The 25,275-nt window shown below is 67.8% G+C and carries 25 protein-coding genes and 1 pseudogene; 6 read left to right on the top strand and 20 right to left on the bottom strand.

The features are described 5' to 3' along the window. Positions 1-17 precede the first annotated feature (17 nt). Positions 18-200 carry a DUF397 domain-containing protein gene (locus tag ACFWP7_RS14780; RefSeq protein ID WP_384381345.1) on the bottom strand — a complete coding sequence of 61 codons (183 nt, stop codon included), beginning with the start codon at positions 198-200 and terminating at the stop codon, positions 18-20. After that, on the bottom strand, positions 197-949 hold the full coding sequence (locus ACFWP7_RS14785; protein ID WP_384381549.1) for a helix-turn-helix transcriptional regulator: 753 nt from the start codon (positions 947-949) through the stop codon (positions 197-199). Before ACFWP7_RS14785 ends, ACFWP7_RS14780 begins: the two co-directional genes overlap by 4 nt. A 146-nt stretch (positions 950-1,095) precedes the next feature. Between ACFWP7_RS14785 and ACFWP7_RS14790 the strand changes: the two genes are divergently transcribed. Beyond that, on the top strand, positions 1,096-1,491 hold the full coding sequence (locus ACFWP7_RS14790; RefSeq protein ID WP_384381347.1) for a hypothetical protein: 396 nt from the start codon (positions 1,096-1,098) through the stop codon (positions 1,489-1,491). A 38-nt stretch (positions 1,492-1,529) separates the two neighbouring features. On the opposite strand, the gene ACFWP7_RS14795 is transcribed toward ACFWP7_RS14790, so the two are convergent. The 3 genes from ACFWP7_RS14795 to ACFWP7_RS14805 form a co-directional block, all read right to left on the bottom strand. Continuing rightward, a complete protein-coding gene (locus tag ACFWP7_RS14795; protein ID WP_384381349.1) occupies positions 1,530-2,189 on the bottom strand; it encodes a DUF5063 domain-containing protein in 660 nt (219 codons plus the stop codon). After that, complete coding sequence (gene recR / locus ACFWP7_RS14800; RefSeq protein ID WP_365429881.1) at positions 2,182-2,781, bottom strand: recombination mediator RecR; 600 nt, start codon at positions 2,779-2,781, stop codon at positions 2,182-2,184. The genes ACFWP7_RS14795 and recR overlap by 8 nt, the downstream gene beginning before the upstream one ends. Before the next feature lie 132 nt (positions 2,782-2,913). Then, complete coding sequence (locus ACFWP7_RS14805) at positions 2,914-3,258, bottom strand: YbaB/EbfC family nucleoid-associated protein (protein WP_384381551.1); 345 nt, start codon at positions 3,256-3,258, stop codon at positions 2,914-2,916. A 313-nt stretch (positions 3,259-3,571) separates the two neighbouring features. Between ACFWP7_RS14805 and ACFWP7_RS14810 the strand changes: the two genes are divergently transcribed. Next, complete coding sequence (locus ACFWP7_RS14810) at positions 3,572-4,333, top strand: SLATT domain-containing protein (RefSeq protein ID WP_384381553.1); 762 nt, start codon at positions 3,572-3,574, stop codon at positions 4,331-4,333. Between the two features lie 220 nt (positions 4,334-4,553). Here the strand turns inward: ACFWP7_RS14810 and ACFWP7_RS14815 are convergent, their stop codons facing one another. Both ACFWP7_RS14815 and ACFWP7_RS14820 read right to left on the bottom strand, forming a co-directional pair. Beyond that, complete coding sequence (locus tag ACFWP7_RS14815; RefSeq protein WP_384381351.1) at positions 4,554-6,554, bottom strand: serine/threonine-protein kinase; 2,001 nt, start codon at positions 6,552-6,554, stop codon at positions 4,554-4,556. A gap of 79 nt (positions 6,555-6,633) precedes the next feature. Further along, positions 6,634-6,915 (bottom strand): annotated as a pseudogene (locus ACFWP7_RS14820) (MarR family winged helix-turn-helix transcriptional regulator); the annotation flags it as partial. A gap of 160 nt (positions 6,916-7,075) precedes the next feature. Between ACFWP7_RS14820 and ACFWP7_RS14825 the strand changes: the two are divergent. From ACFWP7_RS14825 to ACFWP7_RS14835, 3 genes are all read left to right on the top strand, one after another. Then, the gene (locus ACFWP7_RS14825; protein ID WP_384381353.1) at positions 7,076-8,431 is read left to right on the top strand and encodes an aspartate aminotransferase family protein; all 1,356 of its coding nucleotides are present in this window, start codon (positions 7,076-7,078) and stop codon (positions 8,429-8,431) included. 211 nt (positions 8,432-8,642) lie between these two features. Beyond that, positions 8,643-9,338 carry a GntR family transcriptional regulator gene (locus tag ACFWP7_RS14830; RefSeq protein ID WP_384381355.1) on the top strand — a complete coding sequence of 232 codons (696 nt, stop codon included), beginning with the start codon at positions 8,643-8,645 and terminating at the stop codon, positions 9,336-9,338. Positions 9,339-9,597: 259 nt separating this feature from the next. Beyond that, positions 9,598-10,248 carry a hypothetical protein gene (locus ACFWP7_RS14835; RefSeq protein WP_384381357.1) on the top strand — a complete coding sequence of 217 codons (651 nt, stop codon included), beginning with the start codon at positions 9,598-9,600 and terminating at the stop codon, positions 10,246-10,248. Between the two features lie 69 nt (positions 10,249-10,317). On the opposite strand, the gene ACFWP7_RS14840 is transcribed toward ACFWP7_RS14835, so the two are convergent. From ACFWP7_RS14840 to ACFWP7_RS14900, 13 genes are all read right to left on the bottom strand, one after another. After that, positions 10,318-10,770, bottom strand: a complete 453-nt coding sequence (locus tag ACFWP7_RS14840; RefSeq protein WP_384381359.1) for a hypothetical protein — start codon at positions 10,768-10,770, stop codon at positions 10,318-10,320. After that, entirely contained in the window at positions 10,767-11,033 is a 267-nt protein-coding gene (locus ACFWP7_RS14845) for a hypothetical protein (RefSeq protein WP_225859703.1), read from the bottom strand. Before ACFWP7_RS14845 ends, ACFWP7_RS14840 begins: the two co-directional genes overlap by 4 nt. A gap of 117 nt (positions 11,034-11,150) precedes the next feature. Beyond that, positions 11,151-12,014: a hypothetical protein gene (locus tag ACFWP7_RS14850; RefSeq protein ID WP_384381362.1), complete on the bottom strand. Its 864-nt coding sequence runs from the start codon at positions 12,012-12,014 to the stop codon at positions 11,151-11,153. 170 nt (positions 12,015-12,184) lie between these two features. Next, positions 12,185-12,475 carry a hypothetical protein gene (locus tag ACFWP7_RS14855; protein WP_384381363.1) on the bottom strand — a complete coding sequence of 97 codons (291 nt, stop codon included), beginning with the start codon at positions 12,473-12,475 and terminating at the stop codon, positions 12,185-12,187. A 329-nt stretch (positions 12,476-12,804) separates the two neighbouring features. After that, the gene (locus ACFWP7_RS14860; protein ID WP_384381365.1) at positions 12,805-13,548 is read right to left on the bottom strand and encodes a twin-arginine translocation signal domain-containing protein; all 744 of its coding nucleotides are present in this window, start codon (positions 13,546-13,548) and stop codon (positions 12,805-12,807) included. Continuing rightward, positions 13,548-14,009 (bottom strand): hypothetical protein, encoded by a 462-nt coding sequence (locus ACFWP7_RS14865; RefSeq protein ID WP_384381367.1) that lies wholly within the window; start codon positions 14,007-14,009, stop codon positions 13,548-13,550. The genes ACFWP7_RS14860 and ACFWP7_RS14865 overlap by 1 nt, the downstream gene beginning before the upstream one ends. Before the next feature lie 13 nt (positions 14,010-14,022). Then, positions 14,023-16,248, bottom strand: coding sequence for a glycoside hydrolase domain-containing protein (locus ACFWP7_RS14870; protein WP_384381368.1), 2,226 nt, complete (start codon positions 16,246-16,248; stop codon positions 14,023-14,025). Between the two features lie 142 nt (positions 16,249-16,390). Next, positions 16,391-17,584 (bottom strand): ABC transporter permease, encoded by a 1,194-nt coding sequence (locus ACFWP7_RS14875; RefSeq protein ID WP_384381555.1) that lies wholly within the window; start codon positions 17,582-17,584, stop codon positions 16,391-16,393. A gap of 71 nt (positions 17,585-17,655) precedes the next feature. Continuing rightward, positions 17,656-18,357 carry an ABC transporter ATP-binding protein gene (locus ACFWP7_RS14880; protein ID WP_384381370.1) on the bottom strand — a complete coding sequence of 234 codons (702 nt, stop codon included), beginning with the start codon at positions 18,355-18,357 and terminating at the stop codon, positions 17,656-17,658. Then, a complete protein-coding gene (locus ACFWP7_RS14885; RefSeq protein WP_384381372.1) occupies positions 18,354-19,613 on the bottom strand; it encodes a peptidoglycan-binding protein in 1,260 nt (419 codons plus the stop codon). Before ACFWP7_RS14885 ends, ACFWP7_RS14880 begins: the two co-directional genes overlap by 4 nt. Before the next feature lie 706 nt (positions 19,614-20,319). After that, positions 20,320-21,258 (bottom strand): hypothetical protein, encoded by a 939-nt coding sequence (locus ACFWP7_RS14890; RefSeq protein ID WP_384381374.1) that lies wholly within the window; start codon positions 21,256-21,258, stop codon positions 20,320-20,322. A 97-nt stretch (positions 21,259-21,355) separates the two neighbouring features. After that, the gene (locus ACFWP7_RS14895; protein ID WP_384381376.1) at positions 21,356-21,772 is read right to left on the bottom strand and encodes a hypothetical protein; all 417 of its coding nucleotides are present in this window, start codon (positions 21,770-21,772) and stop codon (positions 21,356-21,358) included. A gap of 1,101 nt (positions 21,773-22,873) precedes the next feature. Further along, entirely contained in the window at positions 22,874-24,157 is a 1,284-nt protein-coding gene (locus tag ACFWP7_RS14900) for an adenylosuccinate synthase (protein ID WP_384381378.1), read from the bottom strand. Positions 24,158-24,349: 192 nt separating this feature from the next. On the opposite strand from ACFWP7_RS14900, the gene ACFWP7_RS14905 reads away from it, so the two are divergent. Further along, positions 24,350-25,222: a diacylglycerol kinase gene (locus ACFWP7_RS14905; RefSeq protein ID WP_384381380.1), complete on the top strand. Its 873-nt coding sequence runs from the start codon at positions 24,350-24,352 to the stop codon at positions 25,220-25,222. Positions 25,223-25,275: the final 53 nt, after the last annotated feature.

Here is a 25,275-nt window from a genome sequence, read left to right on the forward strand (position 1 = left end):
AGCTCGGGTCCCGGGGCTCAAGCTCCGGGGTGAACTGCGGAGATGAAGGCGGTCCAGGCGGGGGACGTGATGTGGAGTTCGGGGCCGGAGGGGACCTTGGAGTCGCGGATGTGGATACGAGCGGAGAACGCGACTTCGACGCAGTCACCGCCCTCGTTGTCGCTGTAGCTGGATTTGAACCACGTCAACTGGTCACTCATGACTGCTCCACCATCCGCTCGATGAATCGGGCCGACTCAGCAGGGCTGAGGGCCTGCGCGCGGATCATGCTAAGCCGCTCGGTCACGCGACTGACAACATCCGGATCGGCGGACAACTCACTGGCGAACGGCCCTTCCGTGAAGGCGAACCGCTCGTGGTCGCGGGTCTCCAGCACCACCATCGGGCCCATGAGCGCGTCGCTGATGGCCCTTTCGAAGGGGAGCACTTGCAACGAGACGTTCCGCAGCCGTGAGGCCTTCAAGAGGTGGCGAAGTTGTTCGGTGTCCACCTGCGGGCTACGCAACACGGCCTCGTAGAGGACAAAGTTCAAGGCCACGGGAGGCTTGCGCTCCGTGAGAATGGCCTGTCGCTCCATCCGGGCCGCGATCCGCTCCTCCACCGTCTCCTCGTCCAGAGGCGGGTAGCGGTTCTCGATCAGCGCCCGGGCGTACCCCTTCGTCTGCAACAGCCCGGGGATCAGAGTGACTTCGTGGGACCAGCGACTGATCGCCTCCTTCTCGCGCTCCATGAAGTCCTGCGCCCGCGGCGGGAACTTCTCCCGGTTCAGGAACTCCTTCGCCGCACTCAGCATCCCGTCGGCCCGGCACAACTCGTCGGCCGCATCGAGCACTCGGGACGTCGGCATCCGGGCGCCCTGCTCCATCGCCGCGATTGTGTCCGGCGAGTAGTTGGCGGCGGCGGCGAGTTCCTCTCGGCTGACGCTCGCCTTCGTGCGCCAGCGCTTCATCTGATTGCCGCTGTAGCGCCAGGCCACCGGCGACTGGGAGTTGGAGTTGGAGTTGTACAGCCCTGGCACAGCGCCACCTCCGACAGATACACCCTGGCGTGTAGGACCTCGGTCACTACCGAGCGTAGCCTCGCGACCGTCACCGTGTGACCATGATGAACGCAATTCACCAGCCCGACTGGATCCCCGCCTCCGGGCATCAACTCCGTGTGACCGGCGTCTACTTCGACGCCGTACGAATCGAGGGTCCCCGAGGGGAACGGGTCGCCGGGCGGCTCATCGACACGACCGATGGTGACGCAGGACCGATCATCTGCGAGGCGACCGGGTACCGGTGGATGTACTTCCTGCTCGCTCCGGGGGATGTGCGACGGCACGACTGGCCCCTGGGCGTGCAGCAGTTCGGCGGGAGGAGCACGCTCACCCTCACGTACATCGGCATCCCGGCGCTGGACGGGAACACCTGGCCGCTGCGCTGGTACAGCGAACCGACGGCTACGGCGCCTTACGTGGAGGCGGGGCGGCTGCTCGCGCTGATGTGAGATCGGGAGGTCAGGCCTCAGCGCATCAAAGACGACCGCTACTGGACCGTCCGCAGCCCCAGCGGCTCCGCGATCTCCTCCGCCATGACCTTGCCGGCCTCCTCCGCGAGGGCTTCCTCGCCGAGGTCCTGGTCGGTGTCGAGGCCGTCCAGTTCTTCCAGGGGCTGGTTGAGGCGGACGTGGGCGACCACGGACTGGAGGGCGCGGAGGGTGGCGGAGGCGGTGGAGCCCCAGTTGGAGAAGTAGGAGAACTGCCACCACCAGAGGGCTTCCGTGGTGCGGCCGGCGCGGTAGTGGGCCATGCCGTGGCGGAGGTCGGCGATGACGTCGGCGAGGTCGTCGGAGATGCGGGCCGGGACCGGGGCCTTGCGCGGCTCGTAGGGGTCGAAGACCTCCGAGTACACGTCGATCGGCTCCAGCATCACCGCCAGGCGCTCGCGGATGTCGTCCACGTCGGGCTCCGGGCCCAGGTCGGGCTCGTAGCGCTCGTCGGGAAGGATGTCCTCGTGCGCGCCGAGGCGGCCGCCGGCCAGCAGGAGCTGGGAGACCTCCAGGAGGAGGAAGGGGACCGCCGAGTCCGGCTCGTCGCCCTTCGCCACCTCGGAGACGGCGACCAGGAAACTCTCCACCTGGTCCGCGATCTGGACCACGAAGTCGTCCGGGTCCTGGCTGGTCGCGTGAAGCGTGGCGTCAGACATCTAGGAGTCGTCTCCCCTCGAAGGCGCGGCCGAGCGTGACCTCGTCCGCGTATTCCAGGTCGCCACCCACCGGGAGGCCGCTGGCCAGGCGGGTGACCTTGAGGCCCATTGGCTTGATCATGCGGGCGAGGTACGTGGCCGTGGCCTCGCCCTCCAGGTTCGGGTCCGTGGCGATGATCAGCTCCGTGACCACACCGTCGGCGAGACGGGCCAGCAGTTCCCTTATGCGCAGGTCGTCAGGGCCGACACCCTCGATCGGGCTGATCGCTCCGCCCAGGACGTGGTACTTGCCCCGGAACTCGCGGGTGCGCTCCACCGCCACGACGTCCTTCGACTCCTCGACCACGCAGATCACCGACAGGTCGCGGCGCGGGTCGCGGCAGATGTTGCACAGCTCCTCCTGCGCGACGTTCCCGCAGGTCGCACAGAAGCGGACCTTCGCCTTGGCCTCCATCAGGCACTGCGCGAGACGGCGGACATCCGTCGGCTCGGCCTGGAGGATGTGGAAAGCGATCCGCTGCGCGCTCTTGGGACCGACGCCGGGGAGTCGCCCCAACTCGTCGATGAGGTCCTGGACCACGCCTTCGTACAACGGACTGCCTTTCCTGGGTCCTCACGTGCGTGCTTCGGCGGTACGTACGTACCGTAGTTGGCCCTTGCCCTTCTTAGAAAGGCAGGCCACGTCCCAGAACCGCATGCCGTGTCTCAATCGGCACGCCTTGTCTCAGAACGGCAGCCCGGGGATACCGCTGCCGCCGCCCAGACCCTGGGCGAGCGGGCCGAGCTTCTGCTGCTGGAGCGCCTGCGCGTTCTCGTTCGCCGCCTGGACCGCCGCGACGACCAGGTCCGCAAGGGTTTCGGTGTCGTCCGGGTCGACGGCCTTCGGGTCGATGACCAGGGCCCGCAGCTCACCGGAGCCCGTCACCGTCGCCTTCACCAGGCCGCCGCCCGCCTGGCCGTCGACTTCGGTGCGCGCGAGTTCCTCCTGCGCGTTCGCGAGGTCCTGCTGCATCTTCTGGGCCTGCTGGAGCAGCTGCTGCATGTTGGGCTGGCCACCACCGGGAATCACGATCAGCTCCTGGTTTCGTACGGCTGTGAGTGCGGTTGTCATACCGCTTCGGGTACGGCTGCGAGTACGGCTGCGAGTACGGGATTTTCCCTCTCGGCACGAGCCTACGTGGTCCGCGGGCCCGTCGCTCAAGCACTCTTTCGAGTGAGACGGTCCGGAAGCCTATACCTGATCAAGCCCCACTTCCGATCAGAAAAGCGGTGAAACCCGGGCCATCGCCACCCATTGGGCGGTAAGAAGAGTGCGACGCTCCTGCATCATGCGTCACGTGACGTCACGGAACGTCATCACCGTCGTCAGTAGGGAGTGCCGGGTGAGCCAGCCGGAGATGCAGCCCGAGGGGCCGCCCCAGGACGGCCGGGGCGGGCCGGGCGGGCGCGACGACGGCGCCGCGGGGGCCCGGCCTGGCGGCGACCTGACCGGGCGGCCGTTTCCGCTCGGGGACTGGGGCGAGCCGGCGGAGCGGCTCGACGAGCTGTACCGGTGGGTGGAGCGCGGGGCGCTCGACACCGCTTCCTGGTATCTCACGGACCGGGTACGCAAGCGGCGCGGGGCGCGGGTGCTGCGGTGCGGGGCGGCGCTGGGCGCTGTCGCCGGGGCCGCGCTGCCGCTGCTCGACCTCACGGGCGTGGTCGGCGGGGTGGCCCCCTGGGGGTATCTGGCGCTGCTGCTCGGGGGCGCGTGCGTCGCGGGGGACCGGTTCTTCGGGGTGACGTCCGGGTGGATAAGGGACGTGGCCACGGCTCAGGCGGTGCAGCGGCGGCTTCAGGTGCTCCAGTTCGACTGGGCGTCCGAGAGTGTGCGGGAGGTTCTGGGGCCGACGGAGGGGACGGCCAGTGAGGCCGCCGATCGGTGTCTTGGGGTTCTGCGGCGGTTCTCGGACGATGTGACGGAGCTGGTGCGGGCCGAGACGGCGGACTGGATGGTGGAGTTCCGGACGGGCTCGGCGCCGATGGGGATCCAGTCGGCCCTGGCCGGGTCTCCCCGGCCCGAGGGGGCACCGCCGGGGCGGTTGCCGTTGCCGCCGGGGACTCGGCCGAACATGCCTCGGCAGCGGCCGCCTGAGCCGCGGTAGCGGGGCTGGGGTGGAGTTTTTTTCGCCCCCTCCGCCCCTACCCGTCCCTTGTTCCTGGGGGCTCCGCCCCCAGACCCCCGTATCGCGCTGAACGCGCTCGTCCTCAAACGCCGGACGGGCTGAAAGACCGCCCCCATGGGTGGGGATCGGGACGGCTCCGCCTCGTCCTCGAATGCCGGACGGGCTGAAAGATCTCCCCCGGCCGGGACCGGAGACGCCGTCAGCTGCTCTTCGTGTACGTCAGCGCCTCGCCCGAGTCCGTGTTCACGCGGCGCAGGCTGCCGTCCGGGAGAAGCGTGACCTCGGAGGCGGCGCCCGGGGAGCAGGCGGTGGCCGGTTCACCGACGGTGACCTCGGAGGGGCCGATCTCCAGCGGTCCGTCGGCGGTCGGGGTCTTGGCCAGTGCGGCCTGGAAGACACAGTGGTACGTGCCGTTGCCGGCCGGGCCCTCCGCGGTGAGCGAGAGAACCGTGTCACCCACCTCGCCCTGCTGGATGACCAGTTGGCGGGTGTTGGAGCCCGAGTCGTTGTCTATGCCGGAACTCCAGGTGCCGAGGTACACCTCCGGAATCGCGCCGCCCTCGGGTGCCTGCGTCGTCGGCGAGGCGCTTGCCGTGGTGGCGGACGGCTCGGGTGTGATCGGGCCGGGTGTCACGGGCGCGCTGGAGACGGGCGGCGGCTTGGAGTCGTCGGTCGTGTCGCCTCCGCCGCCGCTCATCAGCGCGTAGACGGAGCCGCCCGCGCCGAGCGCGACGACCAGCGCCACGACGATCAGGGCCGCCGTGGAGCGACTGCTTCTGCCCGAGCGGTCGGGCTGAGGGGCGAAGGGAGAGAAGGGGGCAACTCCGGGGCCGGGGCCGTACGGGGGTGTTGTCCCGGCTGGCTGGATCCAGCCACCCGACTGCGGATAGCCGTACGCGGGGTGCGGGGCCTGGGCGGGGGGCGCCGACGGCTGCGGATGCGGGTACGGCTGGGGATGCTGCTGGGGATAGCCGTACGCGGGGTGCGGGGTGGTCGGCGGCGCCGGCGGGGGTGACGCCTGGCCCATCCCCGTACCCGCGATCATCGTGGGCTGGTGCTCCACGGGAGTCGGCCTTCCCGGCGGGGGCGGGGTCGGGCCCTCGTCGGACCGGGCGGGGGCGTGCTCCGGAGGGGTCTGGGGAGGAGTCGCAAACCTCGGCGGCTTGGACAGGTCCGGAGCCGGTACCGGAGCCGATGTCGGGGCCGGAGCCGGAGTCGACGCCGGGGCGGCCGGGACGCGTCCCAGTCGTGTCGTCGGGGCACCCGACCCCGACCCCTCGTCCGGGTCCTCCGTGTCCAGCAACTGCACGGCATGCCGCCCGAGTTGAGCGACCAGAGCACTCGGCAGCCAGGGGTCGCGCGACCGCCCGTCCGAGACGGTGTCCTGCGCGCCGGACAGTTCAAGGATCTCGCCGAGGCCGGGCCGGGCGGCGGGGTCCTTGTGCAGGCAGGCGCGTACGAGGTCGACGAGGCCCTCCGGAATCCCCTCCAGGTCGGGTTCCTCCTGCGCGATGCGGAACATCACCGCGTGCGCACCGGAGTCGGCGCTGCCGAAGGGAAGGGCGCCCGTCGTGGCGTACGCGAGGACCGAGCCCAGGCAGAACACGTCGCACGCGGCCGTGATGCGGTCACCGCGGACCTGCTCGGGGGCCATGAACCCGGGCGAGCCGACGAGCGCGCCGGCGCGCGTGAGACCGCTCTCGGTCACGGTCTCCAGGGCGCGCGCGATCCCGAAGTCGATGACGCGGGGCCCGTCGATGGTGACGAGGATGTTCGAGGGCTTGAGGTCCCGGTGGATCAACCCGGCGGCGTGGATGTCCTGGAGTGCGTGGGCGAGCCCGGCCGCGAGGATGCGTACCGACCGCTCGGGGAGTGCCCCGTGGTCGTGGCCCACGACGGTCTGCAGGGTGGGACCCGCGACGTAACCCGTGGCCAGCCAGGGGATCTCGGCCTCGGTGTCCGCGTCAAGGACGGGCGCCGTCCAGTACCCGCCGACCCGGCGCGCCGTCAGCACCTCCTGCCGGAACCGCGCCCGGAACTCCTCCTGCTCGGCGAGCTCCTGGCGTACCAGCTTGACCGCGACCGTACGCCCCCGGTCGGACCGGGCGAGATACACGTGCCCCATCCCGCCGGCACCGAGCCGCGCCAGCAGCCGATACGCGCCGATGCGCTGCGGATCCCCCGCTCCCAGCTTGTCCATGGCTGCGCCCACCCTCCCCCGTACCAGTGCGACAGCCTGAGGATAGTGCGGTCGTACGGGGAGGTGGGCGGGGCGGTGTCTACGGTTCCGTAACGGGGTGTTCCGTCTCTGTGACACTCGGAGCGCTGTCCGTAGTCATGGCGTCGAGGGTCGCCGACAGGCGTTCCAACACCCGTACGGTCTCCGCGAATTCGTCCTCCCCAAGGGCCTCGGCCAGTTGGTCGGCCAGGTCCGCGTGGCCGGGGTCGACCTTGGTGATGGCGGCGCGGCCCTCCTCGGTGGGGGTGAGGAGTTTGGCGCGGCGGTGGGCGGGGTTGGGGAGGTACTCGGCCAGCCCCTTGGCCACCAGCAGGTCGGCGATTCATTTCGACAGCATGCTGTCAATAAATTCCGAGGGTCTTCCTCACTCCGAAGCCCCGAAGCCCCGAAGCCCCGAAGCCCGACAGACTGTCGCGGAAAGCCCCCGACCGCAGACAAGACGCCGATGTCGCGCCCGTACCGTGGACATTTACGCTCGCCGCATGACCCCTCAGCCCAACCCCCAGGTCGGCGCCGCCGTGAAGGCCGCGGACCGTGCGCACGTGTTCCACTCCTGGTCCGCGCAGGAGCTCATCGACCCGCTCGCCGTCGCCGGTGCGGAGGGGTCGTACTTCTGGGACTACGACGGCAAGCGGTATCTGGACTTCACCAGTGGGCTCGTCTTCACCAACATCGGCTACCAGCACCCGAAGGTCGTCGCCGCGATCCAGGAGCAGGCCGCGACCCTGGTCACGTTCGCGCCCGCCTTCGCCGTGGAGGCGCGTTCGGAGGCGGCCCGGCTGATCGCCGAGCGGACCCCGGGCGATCTGGACAAGATCTTCTTCACCAACGGGGGTGCGGAGGCCGTCGAGAACGCCACGCGGATGGCGCGACTGCACACCGGGCGCCCGAAGGTCCTCTCCGCCTACCGCTCGTACCACGGCGCCACCTCCGCCGCGATCAACCTCACCGGCGACCCCCGACGCTGGCCGAGCGACAACGGCGCGGCGGGTGTCGTCCACTTCTGGGGGCCCTTCCTCTACCGCTCCCCCTTCCACTCGGAGACCGAGCTGCAGGAGTCCGAGCGGGCGCTTCAGCACCTTGAGGACACGATCGCCTTCGAGGGGCCGGGCACGATCGCGGCCGTGATCCTGGAGACGATTCCGGGTACGGCGGGCATCATGACGCCGCCGCCGGGCTACCTCGCCGGAGTGCGCACGCTCTGCGACCGGTACGGGATCGTCTTCATCCTGGACGAGGTGATGGCCGGGTTCGGGCGTACGGGCAAGTGGTTCGCCGCCGATCACTACGGCGTGACACCGGACCTGATGACCTTCGCGAAGGGCGTGAACTCCGGGTACGTGCCGCTGGGCGGTGTCGCCATCTCCGGAGCTGTCGCGGAGACCTTCGCGCGGCGGCCGTACCCCGGTGGGCTGACGTACTCGGGGCATCCGTTGGCCTGTGCCGCCGCCGTCGCCACGATCAACGTGATGGAGGAGGAGGGGATCGTCGACCAGGCCGCGTATGTCGGGGAGACGGTCATCGGGCCCGGGCTGCGGGAGCTTGCCTCGCGGCATCCGAGCGTGGGTGAGGTGCGGGGTACGGGGGTCTTCTGGGCCCTTGAGCTGGTGCGGGACCGGGAGACCCGGGAGCCGCTGGTGCCCTACAACGCCGCCGGGGCGGACAACGCGCCCATGGCCGCGTTCGGCGCGGCCGCCAAGGCGGGTGGCCTGTGGCCCTTCATCAACATGAACCGCACCCATGTCGTGCCGCCGTGCAACATCACCGAGGGGGAGGCCAAGGAGGGGCTCGCGGTGCTGGACGAGGCGCTGGCTCTGGCGGACGAGTACGTGGTGTGAGGTGGGGTGGTTTTTCGCCCCCTCCGCCCCTGCCCGTCCCTTGTTCCTGGGGGCTGCCGCCCCCAGACCCCCGCTGTCGGCCTGAACGGCCTCGTCCTCAAACGCCGGACGGGCTGAACCCCGCGCAGCGGGGGCGAGAAACCTCCCCCCTGCCCCCCACCGCGTAAGGTGACTGGCTCCGAGACATACGCGACAAGGGGAGCCCGACACCATGCCCGGCACCGGCGCCAAGGGCGCCGTAACCCGCAGCACCCTGCGCCAGCAGCTCGCGGACGCGCTCCGCGACGAGGTGCTGGCCGGCCGCCTCCAGCCGGGCCAGGCGTTCACGGTGAAGGAGATCGCCGAGCAGTACGGCGTCTCCGCGACCCCGGTCCGCGAGGCGTTGGTCGAGCTGTCGGCGCAGGGCCTGCTGGAGGCGGACCAGCACCGCGGCTTCCGGGTGCACGAGTACTCCCCGGCCGACTACCGCGGCATGATCGAGGCGCGGAGCCTTGTCACGGACGGCATCTTCCGTTCCATCACCGTCGGCGTCCTGACCCTGCCCCAGGACCCCCGCATCGCCGCCGCCCTCTCGGGCGTCCGCCGCCGCGCCGAGGAGGCCCAGCGCGCCGCCGCCGCCGGCGAGCTGAACATCCTGATCGGCTACGACCTCCGCTTCTGGCGCGAGCTGAGCGGCCTCTTCGGCAACCCCTACCTCGCCGACTTCCTGCACCGGCTGCGCATCCAGTCCTGGGCCTGCGCGGTCCAGCACCTGCGCGAGGTGGCCGACCTCAAGGGCCACCTGTGGTCGGCCCACACGGAACTGGTGGACGCCCTCGCCCGCCGCGACCCGGCCGAGGCGTACTCGATCGTGACGGCGTACAACGCGCACTCGCTCGCGCTGATCGAGCGCCTGGCCGCCCGGTGAACCTCCCGGGCGCCGAGTGACGCGCCCTGCCGCCGAATGAGGGGGCTGCGCGGCCCGCGGCCGGAGATCTCTTGACCGTCCCGCGTTTGAGGACGAGCCCTTCGGGCGATCGGGGGTTTGGGGGGCGCAGCACTGAGGAGCGGGACCCGCCCGGGCCGCCACCGGGAAGCCAACTTGCGCACCGGGGCCTGACCAAGACCGCCGCGCGCATTACGCTTCCCTGACCACCGTGCACACCAAGAGCTAGAGGAGCCGTCTGTTGGCCTGTGACCTGTGGCTGGTCCCGCTCGTCGACGTCTTGTGCCACACCCCCGACAATCCCTTCGCCGAAGAACTCGCGCTGTACGACAAGACGCTGGCGGAGGCAGGACTCCCGCCGGTCCCTGTGTACGCGTACATGCCGGGCCTGTCCGGCGACGTGGCCCCGGTCGCGGGGTTCGACTACGACGCCCTGCACTTCCTGCGCCGTGCGTACCTGCTTCAGATGTGCGGCCTCGCGGTGACGCCCGTGGACGAACTCGGCGGCGACTACGAGCAGTTGCTGGAGATGTTCGGGACGAACGCCCAGCAGTCGCACCTGGTCTGGCACTACGACCACGCGGGCGCGTACGTCCCGGTGGACTTCCCGCACCCTCTCGCCAACGACGAACTCCTCGCGGGCGGCGGCCCCCTGGGCTCCTCCCAGACGCTGCTGCGCGAACTCGAATTCGTGGCCCCGTCGATCGGCATCGACCCGGCCAACCCGCCGGCCGCCCCCCAGCCACCCATGGCCCCCACGGACCTCGAGGAACCGGCGGCCCCCGCCCCCTACGACGCCAGCCCCTTCGCCCGCGAACGCCACGTCTGGCTGGGCCTGCACGCGGCCGCGACGCGCAGCCTGGCACAGGGGTCGATGATCATCTTCAGCTGAGGCGGCGTGGTGTGGTGCGGTCCGGGCGGTAAGCGGCCCGGACCGCACCACACCATCCGTCGGCAGCCGTCAGCGTTGCTCGACGATGCGGATCGTCCGGATCCCCGTGCCCCGGTACCGGGTAGGCGTCCGGGTCAGGACAGGACGGCCACGCGGCCACTCGACAGTGGGCAGGGCGAGGTGCAGCACATGAGCGCCACTCCAGTCCGGCTCGTCCTTGCCGCTCTGTTCCTCGTCCCCGGAAGCCGCCGTCCGCAGACGCTTGCCCACGGCGGTCGCCGCCGCGAAGTCGAGCCCCTCGATGTTGACCGACGGCAGTGCGCCGACATGCTCGGCAACCCCCGCCCGTTCACGCTCGGCGGCGGCCAGGCTGAGCGCCGGGATATAGACCCGCAGCGCCGGATCCTTCTCGGCCTCGACGACGAGCCGGGAGGCCATGCTGTTCCCCGCGCCCAGCGCGAGCGCGGCGGTGTCGTCGAAGATGACGGCACGCGGCAGCGGGTACCTGTCCTCGTCCGTCACTGGACCTCCCCGATACGCCCCGCCTCAAGGTCGGCCCACAGCTTCTCACCGGCCTTCTCGTCCTCTTCCGTGTAGGGCCTGCCGAGGAAGTGCTCCTCGACGTATGCCCTGGTCTCCTCGTACCGCTTGCGCAGCTCTTCCTTGGTGGGCGTGGCCCCAGCCAGCTCCGCCACGAGATCCCGCATGCTGATCCCGCGCTCCCGGGCCAGCTCCTGAAGGCGATCTCGGACAGCGGGGTCGACCTTGATCGTGGTGTCAGCCATGAGGAAAGTATACTCGCGGTATACCATCTCTGGGCGTACGAGTGTGACGGCCATCGACACTCCGTTTCTCTTGAGGGACCCGGCCGCACGGACGCACGGCCTGGAGTCCTGGTGGGCCTACGCGGGCGCCGCCCGCCCGCTCAGCAGCGCGCGGGCCAGTGCGCCGCCCCGGCGCGCGGCGTCCCGGTAGGCGGGCGCGCCGGGCTTGCGGATCTCGGCGGTGCTGCGGATCTCGACGGTCGTGACCGGAGGCCCCGCCGACTCGGGAGCGCCGGCCGGGCGTTTGCGGCGCAGGCGGTCCTCGACGAGGGCCCGGGGCGAGTACACCGGCGACGGCAACCCCTGCGTCAGCGCGGCCCGCACCGCCGCACTGCTCGCACCCCGCTCCCACCACTCCTCCACCAACGGCGCGAGCCGCAACGCCTCCGCCGCGCCGAGCGCGAGCCGGGGTTCGGCGCGGCCGAGCGAGCCGAGCAGCTTCGCGGCGAGCGCGGTGCGCTCGCTCGGCGGCGGCAGCGGTGCCGACTCCGGCGTCGACTCCGCTGCCGACTCCGCCGTCGGCGGGGAGGGAGGTTCTTGTTCCCTGGTTTTTTCTCCCGAAGGGAGCGGGCCCGAGGCGGCGGATTCCGACTCGCCGGAGGCCAGGTTCTGGATTTTTTCGGGTTCACCCGAGGGTGGTTCGTCGTCGTACGGAGTGTCGAACACCTCGTACACGGTGAAGAGTTGGCCGCTCTCCGGGTTCTTGTGCAGCACCCGCCGCAGATACCTGGATTCCTCCAGCTCATGCAGGGCGGCCGCGATCCGCGCCCGCCCTTCCTTGCGCTGCTCGGCAAGCGTACGGATGGTGGCGCGGGCGCCGTTCGGGAGGCTCAGGAGGTACGTCAGTACGCCGACCGCGCACCAGGAGATGCTCCGGTCGCGGAGGAGGGCGTTCGCGAAGACTGAAAAGGCGCGCGTGGGCGTCGTACGATGAATTCGCATCGGGAGGTCTTGCTCCTGGTGTCGAGCCCCCGGGTGTTGGCGCACCGCGGGGGCGTTTTCGTTGGCGTGACTCTATGGGCACGCACAGCGACGAAAGCAAGCCACAACTGCCTTTTCCCAGGTGGAAGTTCGCGTTCTTCATCCCTGGGGGTGAATCGGACGCCTCTGCGTCAGCGGAGCTGGGACAGGCCCTTCTGGAGGTCCTCGGCGTTCATGATCGGGCTGATCTCGACCTTGGCGTTGAACTGGGTGAGGAACGGCTCACCGACAGGAGGCAGGTCGGAACTGTCCTTCATGTCGAAGACCAGGAGGCAGGTTCGGCTGCCGTCCAAAGGCGCGAAGTACGCCGCCTCTGGCTTGAGATGGTCCAGGATCTCCTTGATCAGCTCCGGCATCTTGCCGCTGCGGATCGCTTCGTTCGACTTCTCCGTGTCGAGAGTGGCCTTGAGCAGGACGCGCATCGCACTCACCTTCTCCTGGTCGACGCACGTGCGTTTGCACTTTCAGCGTATGCCCGTTATGGGAGATACGCCCACTTCTGTGACTTATGCGCCGAGCGCCGGAGCAGGGTGTGCACGGGGTGCCTTCGACGCCGACCTGTTGGCGCGCCGACTCATCCGCCATGTCTGCCCGTTGAGCGCAGGCACAGGGACATAAGAGGCGTGGTTCGGGCCTGCGTCGAGGCCGCCACCTGCCCCGACGCCGCCACCTTCCACGTCCGCGGCTCAAAACCCTCGGCGGCCCAGCCCACACCGTCTCCGGCAAAGCCTGGACCGCCTTTCTCGGGGGATCAGGCCTGCTGACTTGCGAGCCGCTTCGCCGCTTCGCGGCGTTGGGGCTGGAGGGTGTCGACCAGGACGCCTGAACCCCGGCCAGGGGTGAACGCCCAGCCGCGGATCTTCCGGGCGACCTCTGCGAGCCGCTCGTCGCCCGGCGGAACATCGATGTAGAAGAGCGACTCGTCCGATGTGCTGTCGTCGCCGCCCCAGCGGACGACGCCCTCGCACTCGGCGAGGACGTCCCGGATCACCAGCTCCTCCATGGGATAGAACCCACCGCGGACTCCGGAAGGGTAGGAGCCGGGCCGGATCCGCACCGCCGTACCGGATGCCAGGTTGGACTCCGCCAGCCCCTTCCGCACCGAGCCCGGCGTGCGCCAGCCGACGACGTCGCCCTCACGGAGGGTGTCGATCTCGTAGTGGAAGCGGCTGACCACGTGGACGAGGACGGTCTCGACCTCTGCCATACGCACCTGGATGCCGACGAGCGGGGTTCCGGGAACCGGTCTGGTGTAGATGTGGCCGTGCTTGTCCACGACCTTCTCCATCTCCCAGCCGTTCTTCGACGAAATACCGCTCAGGACACGTTTGTTGCGTTCCTGCGCCTTCCGTATCTGCTCACGCAGCTTGTCCGGGTCGGGGCCCTTTTCCGCCGCGTGAGCGGGAGAGGACAGCACCTGTGAGCCGATCGCCACGCCGGCCGCCACGAATGCGACACGGCGCAGAGCGGTGCGGCGGGAAATGTTCACGGTCACTATTTCTTCGTCTCCTCGTGCTGGTGTTGGGAGCGCACAACGAATGTCAGGGCGACGGCTGTTGCTCCGAGAATCCCCGCCACAGGATTCACGTATCCGGGCACAACGGCTGCGTATGTCTGCCCGCCGGTGACACGGCACCTGAATTGCAGGGGAAGGAAGGAGTACTCGTATCCGTCGACGGACTTGACCTGCGCAGAACTCAATCTCTCGCTACACGCCAGGGCTTGGTTGCTTTCATCCAGCATCAGGAGATGGAGCATGCCCCAGGTGTACATTCCGGCCATGCAGGCCCACGCCATGACAGCAGCGCCCCTCACGACTGTGCGCGTGGTCCGCTCTCTGCGTGCGCGGACCAGCAACACCACTCCACGGATGGCAAGCCACGGCGTGACGACGACACCGGTCACGCTCAGCAGGAGCACGAGACCGATATAGAGGTCGTTGGAAGCGTCTATCATGCGGCGTAGCCTGTCAGACGTTCCGGGAGATGGAGTTGTACTTCTCCATGATCTGGTACAGCGCCATCCGCTGCTGGGCATGGGGAGTCGCCTCCGATTCGGCAGGCCCCTGGTATCGGCGCAGAATCTCGAATATCTCGTCCTCCACGTAATCCAGACGCATTGGGCGGATCGGCTCCTCCTCGATGGTGTTGCCCGGGGCCCCGTCCGCGTTCCACATGTGGATCAGCGGGACAGTGGAAATGGCGAACTGGTCGTCGTCCATGCAGTCGCGCCAGATGTTGTACTTGTCCTGGTCGCTGGTGACGTCGCGGATGGTGCCCGCCTCATATCCCCTCTGTATGGCGTGATTCCATGCCAGAACAGCCGTTTTGCCAAAGATCTGACATATACCGGTGGAGCTGTCCCTGAACGTCCCGAGCGTGTTGAACTGGGCCATCACTTCCAGGTCCACGCTCACGTCGACCGCGTCGATGTGCCGCATCTCCCAGTACGCGGACGTCTGGATGAGGGCCTTGCGCATCTGGTATCGGTAGGCGAGCTGGGTGATGACCGTGTCGTACTCGACCACGACCGTCTGAAAGCACGTCTCGTGCGTATGCGACCTCAAGCCACCGTCGTTGGGGAAACCGATCGACTCCATGTACTTGCCGACGTCCGTCTGCATGGAGGGGATGACGTCCGAGGCGAGGCGGATGTCCGCGAGGGCGCCACGGGGCGGGTTGAACGAGCCCTGTCCGGTGTCGCGCCCTGAGGCGATGTCGATATCGATGTTGATCGCACCGTCGCCGGACCCGATCGTGCGGGTGACGATCTGGTCGTAGGCCCAGTTCTCGGGCAGGGGATAGCCGAAGTTACCGGAGAATCCCGAGGACATGTCGGACACGAACGACGCGGTGGCGTGACCTGCCTCGGATACCCGGGTGCACACGTTGCGCGGTCCGTAGACGCCGATCCCGAACCGGTTACCGTCGTCGGTGATCGCGTCCTGAATACCTTGGAAGTGCGGCAGGACGTTGCCACTGACGTCCTGGTCGAGGGCGTCGAAGTCCACGGCGAAGAAGATCCGGGACCCCGTCTTGAAGCCATGGTCGAGTGCCGCGTTGATGGCAGCCTGGCCGGCCGCACGCCCCTGGGGGTAGCTGAAGTCGGCGGCGCCACGTCCGAAGGTCTGATAGATCGGGAAGCAGCGCAGGCCGTTCTCGGCGATGGTCTGGAGTTCGCCGGGCTGGATCGCCTTGTGCTTCAGCTGGTCGTCCGGCGTCGGGTCCGGGTTGGTGAGGTAGCGCCCCAGGTACGTGATGCCCTGCGCCTTCAGCGTCGCCGCACGTGCCGCGGTGATCAGAGTCACGCCGTCGCAGGCTTCGCCGTTACGGGCCTGATCTCCGTAGGAAACCAGGAGGGAGGCCCAGGTCGAGAAGTTCCCGGTGCCGGTGACGGGAAGCTTCACGAACGACTGGAAGGTGGAGACGGCCGAGGCGAGGGTGCTGGTGAAGGTGGAGGTGAAAGCCACAGGCCGCTGATTGAGGATCATCCCGGCCGAGAACAGTTGCACCCACGGGCCGGAGTCTCCGGTGGCGACGGTGTGGCTCTTCAGCCCGGCCTGGGTGCCGGGACCGAAGACGCCGTTGGCCGTGCCGTCGGCCATACCTATCTCGTACTGGACGGCGAACAGCATGGACTTGGCGACATCGCGGGAGTGGTGACCGTCCGCCGGGATGATGAAGAAGTCACTGCGGTTGACGTACTGCCCGTTCAGCCATCTCTGCACGGACCGGATGGTGTCGGAGCCGCTGTTGACGGTGACGTAGGCGTCCATGTTCAGCAGGCCCTTGAACACCTTCGGCACCAGATTGCCGCCGGGGTAGGCGAAGTCCACACCCATGTTCTGCTTGAGCTGCGTGATCGACGCCACCACGCGGGAGTTGTACGTCCCGTCGATGTCACCGCCGTCGTAACCCTTGCAGTACAGGGCGGACTGGATGATCTTGGCGAAGTTCGCGGACGGGACCGTACCGTTGTTGAGGCTCGGGTACTTCGACGTCAGCGTGGACAGCGTGGTGGGGCCGAACGTGTCCGACAAGGCGGTGATGCCCAGCTCGTACTGGAGAGCACGGGTGAGAGCGAACATGATGGACCACCCGGTTTCCCCGTTCTCGGACAGGCGGTCGATGCCGAGCTTGCCGTCATAGGCACCGTTGATGAACTGCTGTGCTTTGCGCACCATCTCGTCGGCCACAGAGGCCCTCCTTCGTGGGTTGGGTCGGGAGTTGGGGCCTGGATCGGCTCGGGTCAGGTGTGTTGGGCGCGCGTTTGAGCTCGGGTCGCGCCCCCCGTCGGGCTGATCCGTCGGCGTGGTCTGGTCAGCGGGTTGGTCCCGGTCATCTGCGGAGTGCTTCGACCGGCTGGATGCGGCTGGCACGCCAGGCGGGGTAGAGGCCCGCGAGCAGCCCGGTGGCCAACCCGATCGCGGGAGCGGCCAGCACGGTCATGGGGTGGATCACGGGAGTCCAGTCACGAGCGACCGCGACCGCGACGACGGTGAGCAGCCCGAAGGAGGTGCCGACCAGCCCCCCGAGCGCCCCCAAGGCGCCGGACTCGGCGAGGAACTGGGCGGTGACGTGCCGTCCCCGCGCACCGAGCGCGCGGCGCAGTCCGATCTCGCCGGTCCGTTCCAGGACGGCGACGAGCGTGGTGTTGGCGATTCCGATGGTGCCGATGAACAGACAGATCGCCGCGAGCAGCAGAAAGAGCTGGTCGAGATCACCGGTGACTTCGGACCGCAAGGTCTTGGGGTCGGGTGGCGGAACGGCCCTGAAGTACTCGGGGTGAGCCGGATCGATCGCGACCGCGGCCTCCTGGGCGACTTGTGCGGCCGCTCCCAGCTCGGTCGCGATGATCATCTTGGCCCCGCTCTTGGGCGATCCCCAGATCTCCAGCGCGGTGGAGCGCGGGACGATGACGGACAGCAACAGGTCGGGTTTGCGTCGCGTGTCGTCGATGATTCCGACGACGGTGAACGCCTCGTCGCCGACGAAAACCGTCGGCTGCGTCTCCAGGGTGGCGATGCCGAGCCGGGCCGCAACGCCCGTGCCGACGACGGCAACCCGCTGGCGGGTTCGGTCGTGCCAGGTGTCGAAGATCCTGCCCTGACTGAGAACGGGCTCGGCCGCCTGAAGGACTTCCGAGGAAGCGGCGACCACCTCGGTCTCACCACCGCTGCCAGGTGTCCCGACGGGCGCGGAACGCACGGCACGGTCGCCGTTCGTCTGCACGGACCAGTAGACGCCCGCGTGCTGCACCCCGTTGAGTCGGCGGACCCTGCCCTCGGCGTCGTCGGGAAAGGCCAGGTCCACGAACTCGTTCCGCTCGTGGGAGACGTCCTCGACGGCTACTTCCGTCGCGGTCAGCACGTTGAACCGGTCGTCGATCTGGGAAGAGGCGGTGGCGGTCAGACCCAGGATGGCGACGAACGTGCCGACGCCGAGCACTGTGCCGATCGACGTCAGTACAGATCGAGAGGGCCGCTGCAGAATCCCGGCGAGCGCCTCGGCGGCGATGTCCCGCCACGACATACGGGTCGACCGGAGCGAACCGCGCAACTGCTCGTCGTCGGCGCGGGCGAGCGCTCCTCGGAGGAGGCCGATCACACCGGCACCCGCTCACGCGCGACGCCGTCCCGGATGGAGATGGTCCGTTCACCGCGCGCGGCCACCGCCAGGTCATGGGTGATGACCACGATCGTCATGCCGTCGCTGTGCAGTTCGTCCAGCAGCCCGAGCAGCGAGGCGGTGGTGGCCGTGTCGAGGTTGCCTGTGGGCTCGTCACACAGGAGCAGGGAGGGCTGACCCACCAGAGGACGGGCGATCGCCACACGTTGGCGTTCGCCCCCGGAAAGCGTGGTGGGCAGTGCGTCCACTCGGTGTTCCAGACCGACACGGGCCAGCGTCCGGCTGGCGCGGGCCATCCGTTCCTTGCGGCCCACACCCTGGTAGACCAGCGTCAGTGCCACGTTCTCGCAGGCGGTGCGATGGGGCAGCAGGTGGAAGGACTGGAACACGAATCCGATGCGTTGCCCGCGCAGCGAGGTCCGGTCCGCCTCCCGCAACATGCCGGTGTCAAGACCGTCCAGCAGATAACTGCCGCTGGTTGGGATGTCGAGCAGGCCGATGATGTTCAGAAGCGTGGACTTGCCGGCTCCCGACGGGCCGACGATCGTGACGAATTCACCCCGGCCAACGGTGAGATGGCAGGGTTGGAGAGCTTCGACCGGAGGGGGTCCCGGATAGGTCAGTCCCGCCCCTCTCAGCTCGATCACCGGTGAACCGGCGGCCTGATGAAGGCTCACCCGGCACGCTCCTCGGAGGAGACATCCGTTTGTACGCCGGTGATCGCACGCTCGCCTTCCGACAACTTGCCGCCTGCGAGCGGTTTGACCTCCACGTAGCCGTCTCCAGTGGTGCCCGTCGCCACCGGTACTCGCCGTCGAACCCCTTCACCGGTCAGCACGGTCACGGACGGTTTCCCGTCAGCACCCGCCGCGACGGCGGAGACCGGTACCACCAAGGCCTTGCTCCCCGTCGACGCGGCCTGCACCGTCAGACGCACGTCCTGCCCCGCCAGCGACGGATCCAGGTCCTCGGTGGGCCTGACGACCATCAGGTAGCCGGTGGTGCCGGTTGTCTGAACTGCTTGGCCATCCGCTCCGACCGCCTGCTCCTGCGCGATCGATTCCGCGACCGAGGACACAGCCGCCGAAGCGGTCTCACCCGTCACCTCGGACAGAACCTCCACTTTCTGCCCGGAGCGCACCAACCCCTTCTGGTGCTGTTGCAGAAAGCCGTTCACCACCAAGGCCCCGGCCGAGACAGTCAGTACCCTGCCGTCCACCTGGGCACCAACCCGGGAGGCCACGCTCTCGACCCGCGCCGGGAACGTCTCCAGGAAGACGACCTCCGAAGCCGGCAGCATCGGGCCGTTCGCGGCCTCGACCTCGGCGAGTTGTTCGCGTGCGCCGTCCAGGTCCTGCCGCGCTCGCTCCTCCTGCTTCGCACGGTCTTCGGCCTCCGACTCCTGGCTGTCCTCCACCGCGCGTTCGGCCGCGGTGACCGCGTCCCGCGCCTCGTCCTCCAGCGCGTCGCCGTCCGGCTGGGCCGGCCTGGGGTCGTAACCGATGCTCGTGTAGAAGGCAGCCAGGGCGGACTTCGTACCTGAGCCGAAGTACCCCTGCCGGTCGTTGCCCGAGCCGTGTCCAAGTCGCCGCAGAGCCTCCTGCAGTTGTGCGACGTCCTCGCCCTCCACCCCCGGCTTGAGGTCCCGGTACACGGGCAGTTCTCCCTCAAGGGCGAACACGGGGCGTCCCGAGACTTCGAGCAGCACCCGGCCGGCCTTGAACGGGCTGCCCGCCGCCAACGGAAGCTTGGTGACGACAGATGTGCCCGACTCCACCGCACCGGTGGGTGCCACGTCGACGGTCTGCTCGGCGATCACCGTCCCGCGAAGGATCACGGAGTCGGTCAGCACTCTCCGCTCGACCGGCGCCGTCAGCACGCTCGGAGGCGGCGCCGCGGAATCCGCGATGGCCTGCGCGGGAGACCTGATCATCTGCGCCACCGTCAGCCCGCGCCTGACACGAGTATCGCGCCGACCGCCACCCCAACAGCCCACCGCCGTCGACGCGACAGCCCACCGGCCGTGGCCTGCCGTCCTTCTCCCCGCACAGCGATTCCTCCCCCCTTCCGTAGCTCACCCGTCGCCGATTCGGCCGTTCAATTCCCCAGAAGGCCGGCGACGACCCCCTCATGCAGATCGGTGGGAGCCTGCGCGATCACCGCACCGTAATGAAGACACCCGGTACGCAGAGCAGGGTCGGACGGATTTGCCGAGCACTGCGATTCCGTGTATCCCGACTCAGCCTCCAGAACCTTCTCCGCGACAGCGCGCAGGGTCGCGTATCCAGTGCTGGAGCCCATCTCGTCGAGGGCGGCCCGTGCGGCGCTTCCCGTAGCCGTCACCGAATCCTGACATTGGCTTGTGAATAGTTCGGAGGACGAGGACGAACAAGGCGAGTTCACTCCTTCGCCGAATGCGTTGCGGAGATCGGAAATCAATGGATCCATCCGACTCTTGACACGCTGGGCCGCCTCGACCTTGCTCTCCTCGCTGGGCTCCGCGGCCTCTGCACTCGGAATCTCCGCCGGACTGGCACTCGATTCCACGTCTCCCACCGTGGGGCTGTCCGCCGATGAGCCTGAACACCCCGTCAGCCCAAGCAGAACGACAGAAAACACCGTAAGAAGTACGGGGGTTTTCATAGCGCCTTCCCCTCAAGTATTCTCGAGGCATTCTTCAAGGACTGATCCGTCTCTCTACGCGCCTCTTGCAGAACCTCCTCATTTTCGCCGATCATGGCCTTCTGAATAGACACTTCTACGGAACTCCATACACCAAGCAGATTAGTACCGTACTTGCAACCGACATCGGCTTTTGCCATTGCCGTCTGGTCGGGCGTCGAAGCCTCTGCCCCTTGGCTCTTCAGAGGGTCGAGCGGCGATTCGAAGTCGTACCCTTCCCCTCGCATGCAGTCCGACCATGTCGCGATGGCCGACTTCACCTGCTCATCGTTGAGGGAGACCTGGAAGCTTTCTAGATTTATATCGAGGGCTTCCGGGTTGCTGAGGCCGTCACCTACCTCCCTCTTCGCCTCACCGGCGCAGCCGCCCTTTGGTATTTCCTTGCCACCCACCTCGGCACCTTCGGCAACATCCAGGAGCGGATCAGAATCCCCCAGGAAAACACGGTTGGCCGCTTCGCTCATCTCACCGCTCGGATTCTCGGTGCTTTCCGCAACAGCGGTCGAAGGAAGCCCGTAGCCGTACATGGCCGCCAACTCAATATCCGTGATTCCGTAGCGTCGCGATCTGTTGGCGGCATTGTCATCCGCTTCGACCTGGTATCCGGACGCGTCGGACCATGAAAAATCGAAACCGAAACCGGCCATGCACTCCTTTGCGACGATCCGATACGCCTTGAGTATTTGTTCCTTCTCCTCCTGAGAGACCAGGTATCCCTCGATCGGAAGAGCGGGGATGGCAGCGGAATCGATCCGCTGAGGGTTAACCGGCTTCGAGTAGTCGACCGGATTCGTTCCGGAGCCTTCTCCCGAACCGTCCCCCTGGCCCTTTTGACCGGCACCTGAGCAGCCGACCGCGAGCGTGGAGACCACGAGGAAAGCGACACCACCGAGCATGAGAGGTCTGCACCTCGGCATGATTCAAGTCCATTCAAATGAAATCCGACTGACGTGCTGACCGAGACCCTCTCGGCCAGCACAAGATTCGGCTTCGTCAGCATTCGCCGCAGACACGCGCCTGAGAGGCATTGTCGTTGTAGGTGGCTTCGAGGTTGCCGAAGTACGTACCCCAGCCGTAGGGATCGAATTCGTCAGCAGGGCCGGTGTATCCACTGTTGAAGAAGACCCGGGTGCTGGTGTCGTTGTAGTTGTACACCGAGGCCGCATTGTTCTTTACGTCCTGGCCGTACCCATCGAGCGTGGAGCCCTCCTCGTAGAAGTAAGAGAAGCATCCCTCACAGCTCTGATGGTATTCGTAGTTGTAGACCTTTCCGAAGATTCCGACCTTCGCGCCCTTGAGGTTCGAGTTGTAGTACAGGCAGAGCGGGAAGTTCCCGTTGCGCCCGCACTTGTAGATCGTGCCGTCATCCCAATGGTCTCCGTAAGAGGCCGAACTCGGCGACGCACTCACGAGCAGAAGCGTCGCGACGGATGCGAATACGGCACTGACAGACCTGAGTCGCACAGTTATCTTCCCTTCCGGTTCCAGTAGAGACTCATGCGTCCCCGGAAGGATCGTGGCGCTTCGAAATCGAGGCAGCAAGCGATTTTCTACCTTCGGCGTAAATACGCCAAGAAGTGCGTTTCACGATATCTGGCCACGGGCGTCACTCAACGGGAAAATAGGCGCGCAACCACAGTGGACTCACGCGCTACGGGACAAGGAATCGCAATCCTGGCAGAGCAGCCCGAGCTCTCCCACAAGAAGTCCGAGCTCAAAGCGGATTCGCGCCCCAACCCGTTCCATCACTCCACCCACTCGCCGCTGCACAGTGCGATGCCCCAACCTCAGATGATGCGCGATAGATCGATCGGAAAGCCCATCACGCATGAGGCAAAGAATCGCCAAGTCGATCTCGTCGACGCAAGGCTCAAGCGACATGAGCCTCCCCACCTCCCCCTGACACGCTCCCCCACATCTTCCACTTACCTCAGTTTACGTTACCTTTACGATCAAGCAAGGCCCATAAAGATCACTTAACCATCAATATAGGACATAGCAGTGGCGTAAGTACGCCAATTCGACTTCCCCGCGAAACCACCCACTGATTTCCTTAAGCTCGGCTCCAGATTGAGTCAAGGGCGACAGGGCGTGAACCGGTTGGATGAATCTCTCCAGGTGGGCATGCACGCTGGGCGTCAATATCAAAGCCTCGGGGGAGCCGCCATCATCCACTAATCTGGGAATTCCGTGGAGATTTACTGTGGAGATAGAAAGCTCCCGCGGCCGGTGTAAACGCGTCACTCGTCTGCGGTGCCCGCTGTCCGGCGAGGCTGAACGTGCTTCGGACGAGGTCGCGCCGGTCGGTCGGGAGCACGGGGGGCGGCGCGGGGACGACGAAGCCGCTCGGCCGGCGAGCGGAAGGAAGGGACAGCCGGGCCGGTGCGCCCTGACCGCAGCGGCAGGCCCAGGCCCAGGTCAGGAAACAGCGATTGGCGCACTCGAGCCACATTCGAGGCATACAACACCCTCGTATGTGGCCCAGGTGCGCCAATCGCTTCCAGGCGGAGGCTAGATGAACGAGTTGATCTCGATCGTCTCGTCGCGGCCCGGGCCGACGCCGATCGCGGAGATCGGGGCGCCGGACATGTCCTCCAGGGCCCTGACGTAGGCCTGGGCGTTCTTCGGGAGGTCGGAGAAGGACTTCGCCTTGGTGATGTCCTCGGACCAGCCCGGGAGGGTCTCGTAGATCGGCTTCGCGTGGTGGAAGTCGGTCTGGGAGTACGGGAGTTCCTCCACACGCCTGCCGTCGATCTCGTACGCCACGCAGACCGGGATCTCCTCCCAGCCGGTCAGCACGTCCAGCTTGGTGAGGAAGAAGTCGGTCAGGCCGTTGACGCGGGTCGCGTAGCGGGCGATGACCGCGTCGAACCAGCCGCAGCGGCGGTCGCGGCCCGTCGTGACGCCCCGCTCGCCGCCGATGCGGCGCAGCGCGTCGCCGTCCGCGTCGAAGAGCTCGGTCGGGAACGGGCCCGCGCCGACCCGGGTCGTGTACGCCTTGAGGATGCCGATGACGCGGCTGATCTTCGTCGGGCCGACGCCCGAGCCCGTGCACGCGCCGCCCGCGGTGGGGTTCGAGGACGTGACGAAGGGATACGTGCCGTGGTCGATGTCGAGCAGCGTGCCCTGACCGCCCTCGAAGAGGACGACCTTGTTGTCGTCGAGCGCCTTGTTCAGGAGCAGCACGGTGTCGGCGACGTACGGCTTGAGGCGGTCCGCGTAGGTCAGCAGTTCCTCGACGACCTGGTCGACCTCGATGGCGCGGCGGTTGAAGACCTTGGTGAGGAGCTGGTTCTTGCCGTCGAGGGCCGCTTCGACCTTCTGCGTCAGGATCGACTCGTCGTACAGGTCCTGGATGCGAATGCCCACGCGGTTGATCTTGTCCGCGTACGTCGGGCCGATGCCACGTCCGGTGGTGCCGATCTTCCGCTTCCCGAGGAAGCGTTCCGTCACCTTGTCCACCGTCACGTTGTACGGCGTGATGACGTGCGCGTTTCCGCTGATGAGGAGCTTGGACGTGTCGACGCCTCGCTCGTTCAGTCCGTTCAGCTCGGAGAACAGGACCGACGGGTCGATGACGACTCCGTTTCCGATGACCGGAGTGCACTCCGGTGTGAGGATTCCGGAAGGGAGAAGGTGGAGGGCGTACTTCTGGTCGCCCACGACTACCGTGTGGCCGGCGTTGTTGCCGCCCTGGTAGCGCACCACATAATCCACGGAACCGCCGAGCAGGTCCGTGGCCTTTCCCTTGCCTTCGTCACCCCACTGAGCACCGAGCAGCACAAGTGCGGGCACGCGCGTACACCCCTTCCGGGCGGGGCATGTCCAAGGTCGGGGACGTACGCGACCGATGTGTGTGCACGGCTGCGTATGCCGGCGACCTTCTTTGGCCGCGACCTTCGGACCGGATGCCCCGGAATAGACCAAGCCCCTGGCGCAATAGCGCAAGGGGCTCTTGCACAAAGATGCTACCCGAGGAAGCGAGGCATGACCGAGGTGGCGCCTTCCGACCAGCTCCTGGTGGTCATCGACCCGGTCGCCCATCGCAGTGACGGTGAGTCGGTACGGATCGCAAAAGACGTGCTCAGCGCCGGTGCGGCCACGAAAGTGTGCCTCCCGGCCGGGCCTGAGGAATTTGCTCGTGTGCTCGCCCGTCGGGGGTCCCGGCGCCCCGTTGTCGTCGGGGACGACCGGGCGCTGCTGCGCGCCGTGTCGCTTTTGCACCGGCAGCGGGCGCTGGGGGCGTGCGCGGTGTCCCTCGTGCCGGTGGGGGGTGTGCTGTCGCTCGCCCGGTCGCTGGGGGTGCCCATGGGGGCCGTCGCGGCGGCTCGCGCCGTGCTCGACGGGGTGGAGCGACGAATGGACCTGCTGGTGGACGACAGTGACGGGGTGGTGGTGGGGGCGCTGCGGATTCCGTCGGTTGCCCTGCCCTCTCCGGGGGCGGTCCCGTTCTCCGTCTCCGGGGAGTCGGACGCCGTCCGGCCGCCCTGGCTGCGGACCTGCCAGTCGCTGGTCCGCACGCTGGCCTCGCGGCCGGGGCGCCTTGTCGCCGCGCCCTCGCCCGAGCCCTCGCGGCCTTCGCGGCTGCGGGTCGAGGTCGACGGAGTGCTCCTCGTCGACCTCGACCAGCCCGTGGAGTCGGTTTCCGTGACGCCGGGGGTTCTCGGCGGTGCGGAGGTCGAGATCCGGCCGGTGTCCGTGGGGGCGGCGGTCGCGCCGCTACGGGTCGTAGGGCGACGGGTGACCGTCTCCGGGGCGGATTTCCGGTATCGGGCGGACGCGGTGGTCGGGGGGCCGGTGCGGACTCGGACGTGGGTGGTGTGGGAGGGGGCTTGGGGGCTTACGTTGCCGGCGGGGTGAGGGGGGGGCGGCGCGGGCGGCTGGGGGAGTTTTTCGCCCCCTCCGCCCCTGCC

This window comes from Streptomyces sp. NPDC058470 (assembly GCF_042721055.1).
In the GTDB taxonomy this organism is placed as follows: domain Bacteria; phylum Actinomycetota; class Actinomycetes; order Streptomycetales; family Streptomycetaceae; genus Streptomyces.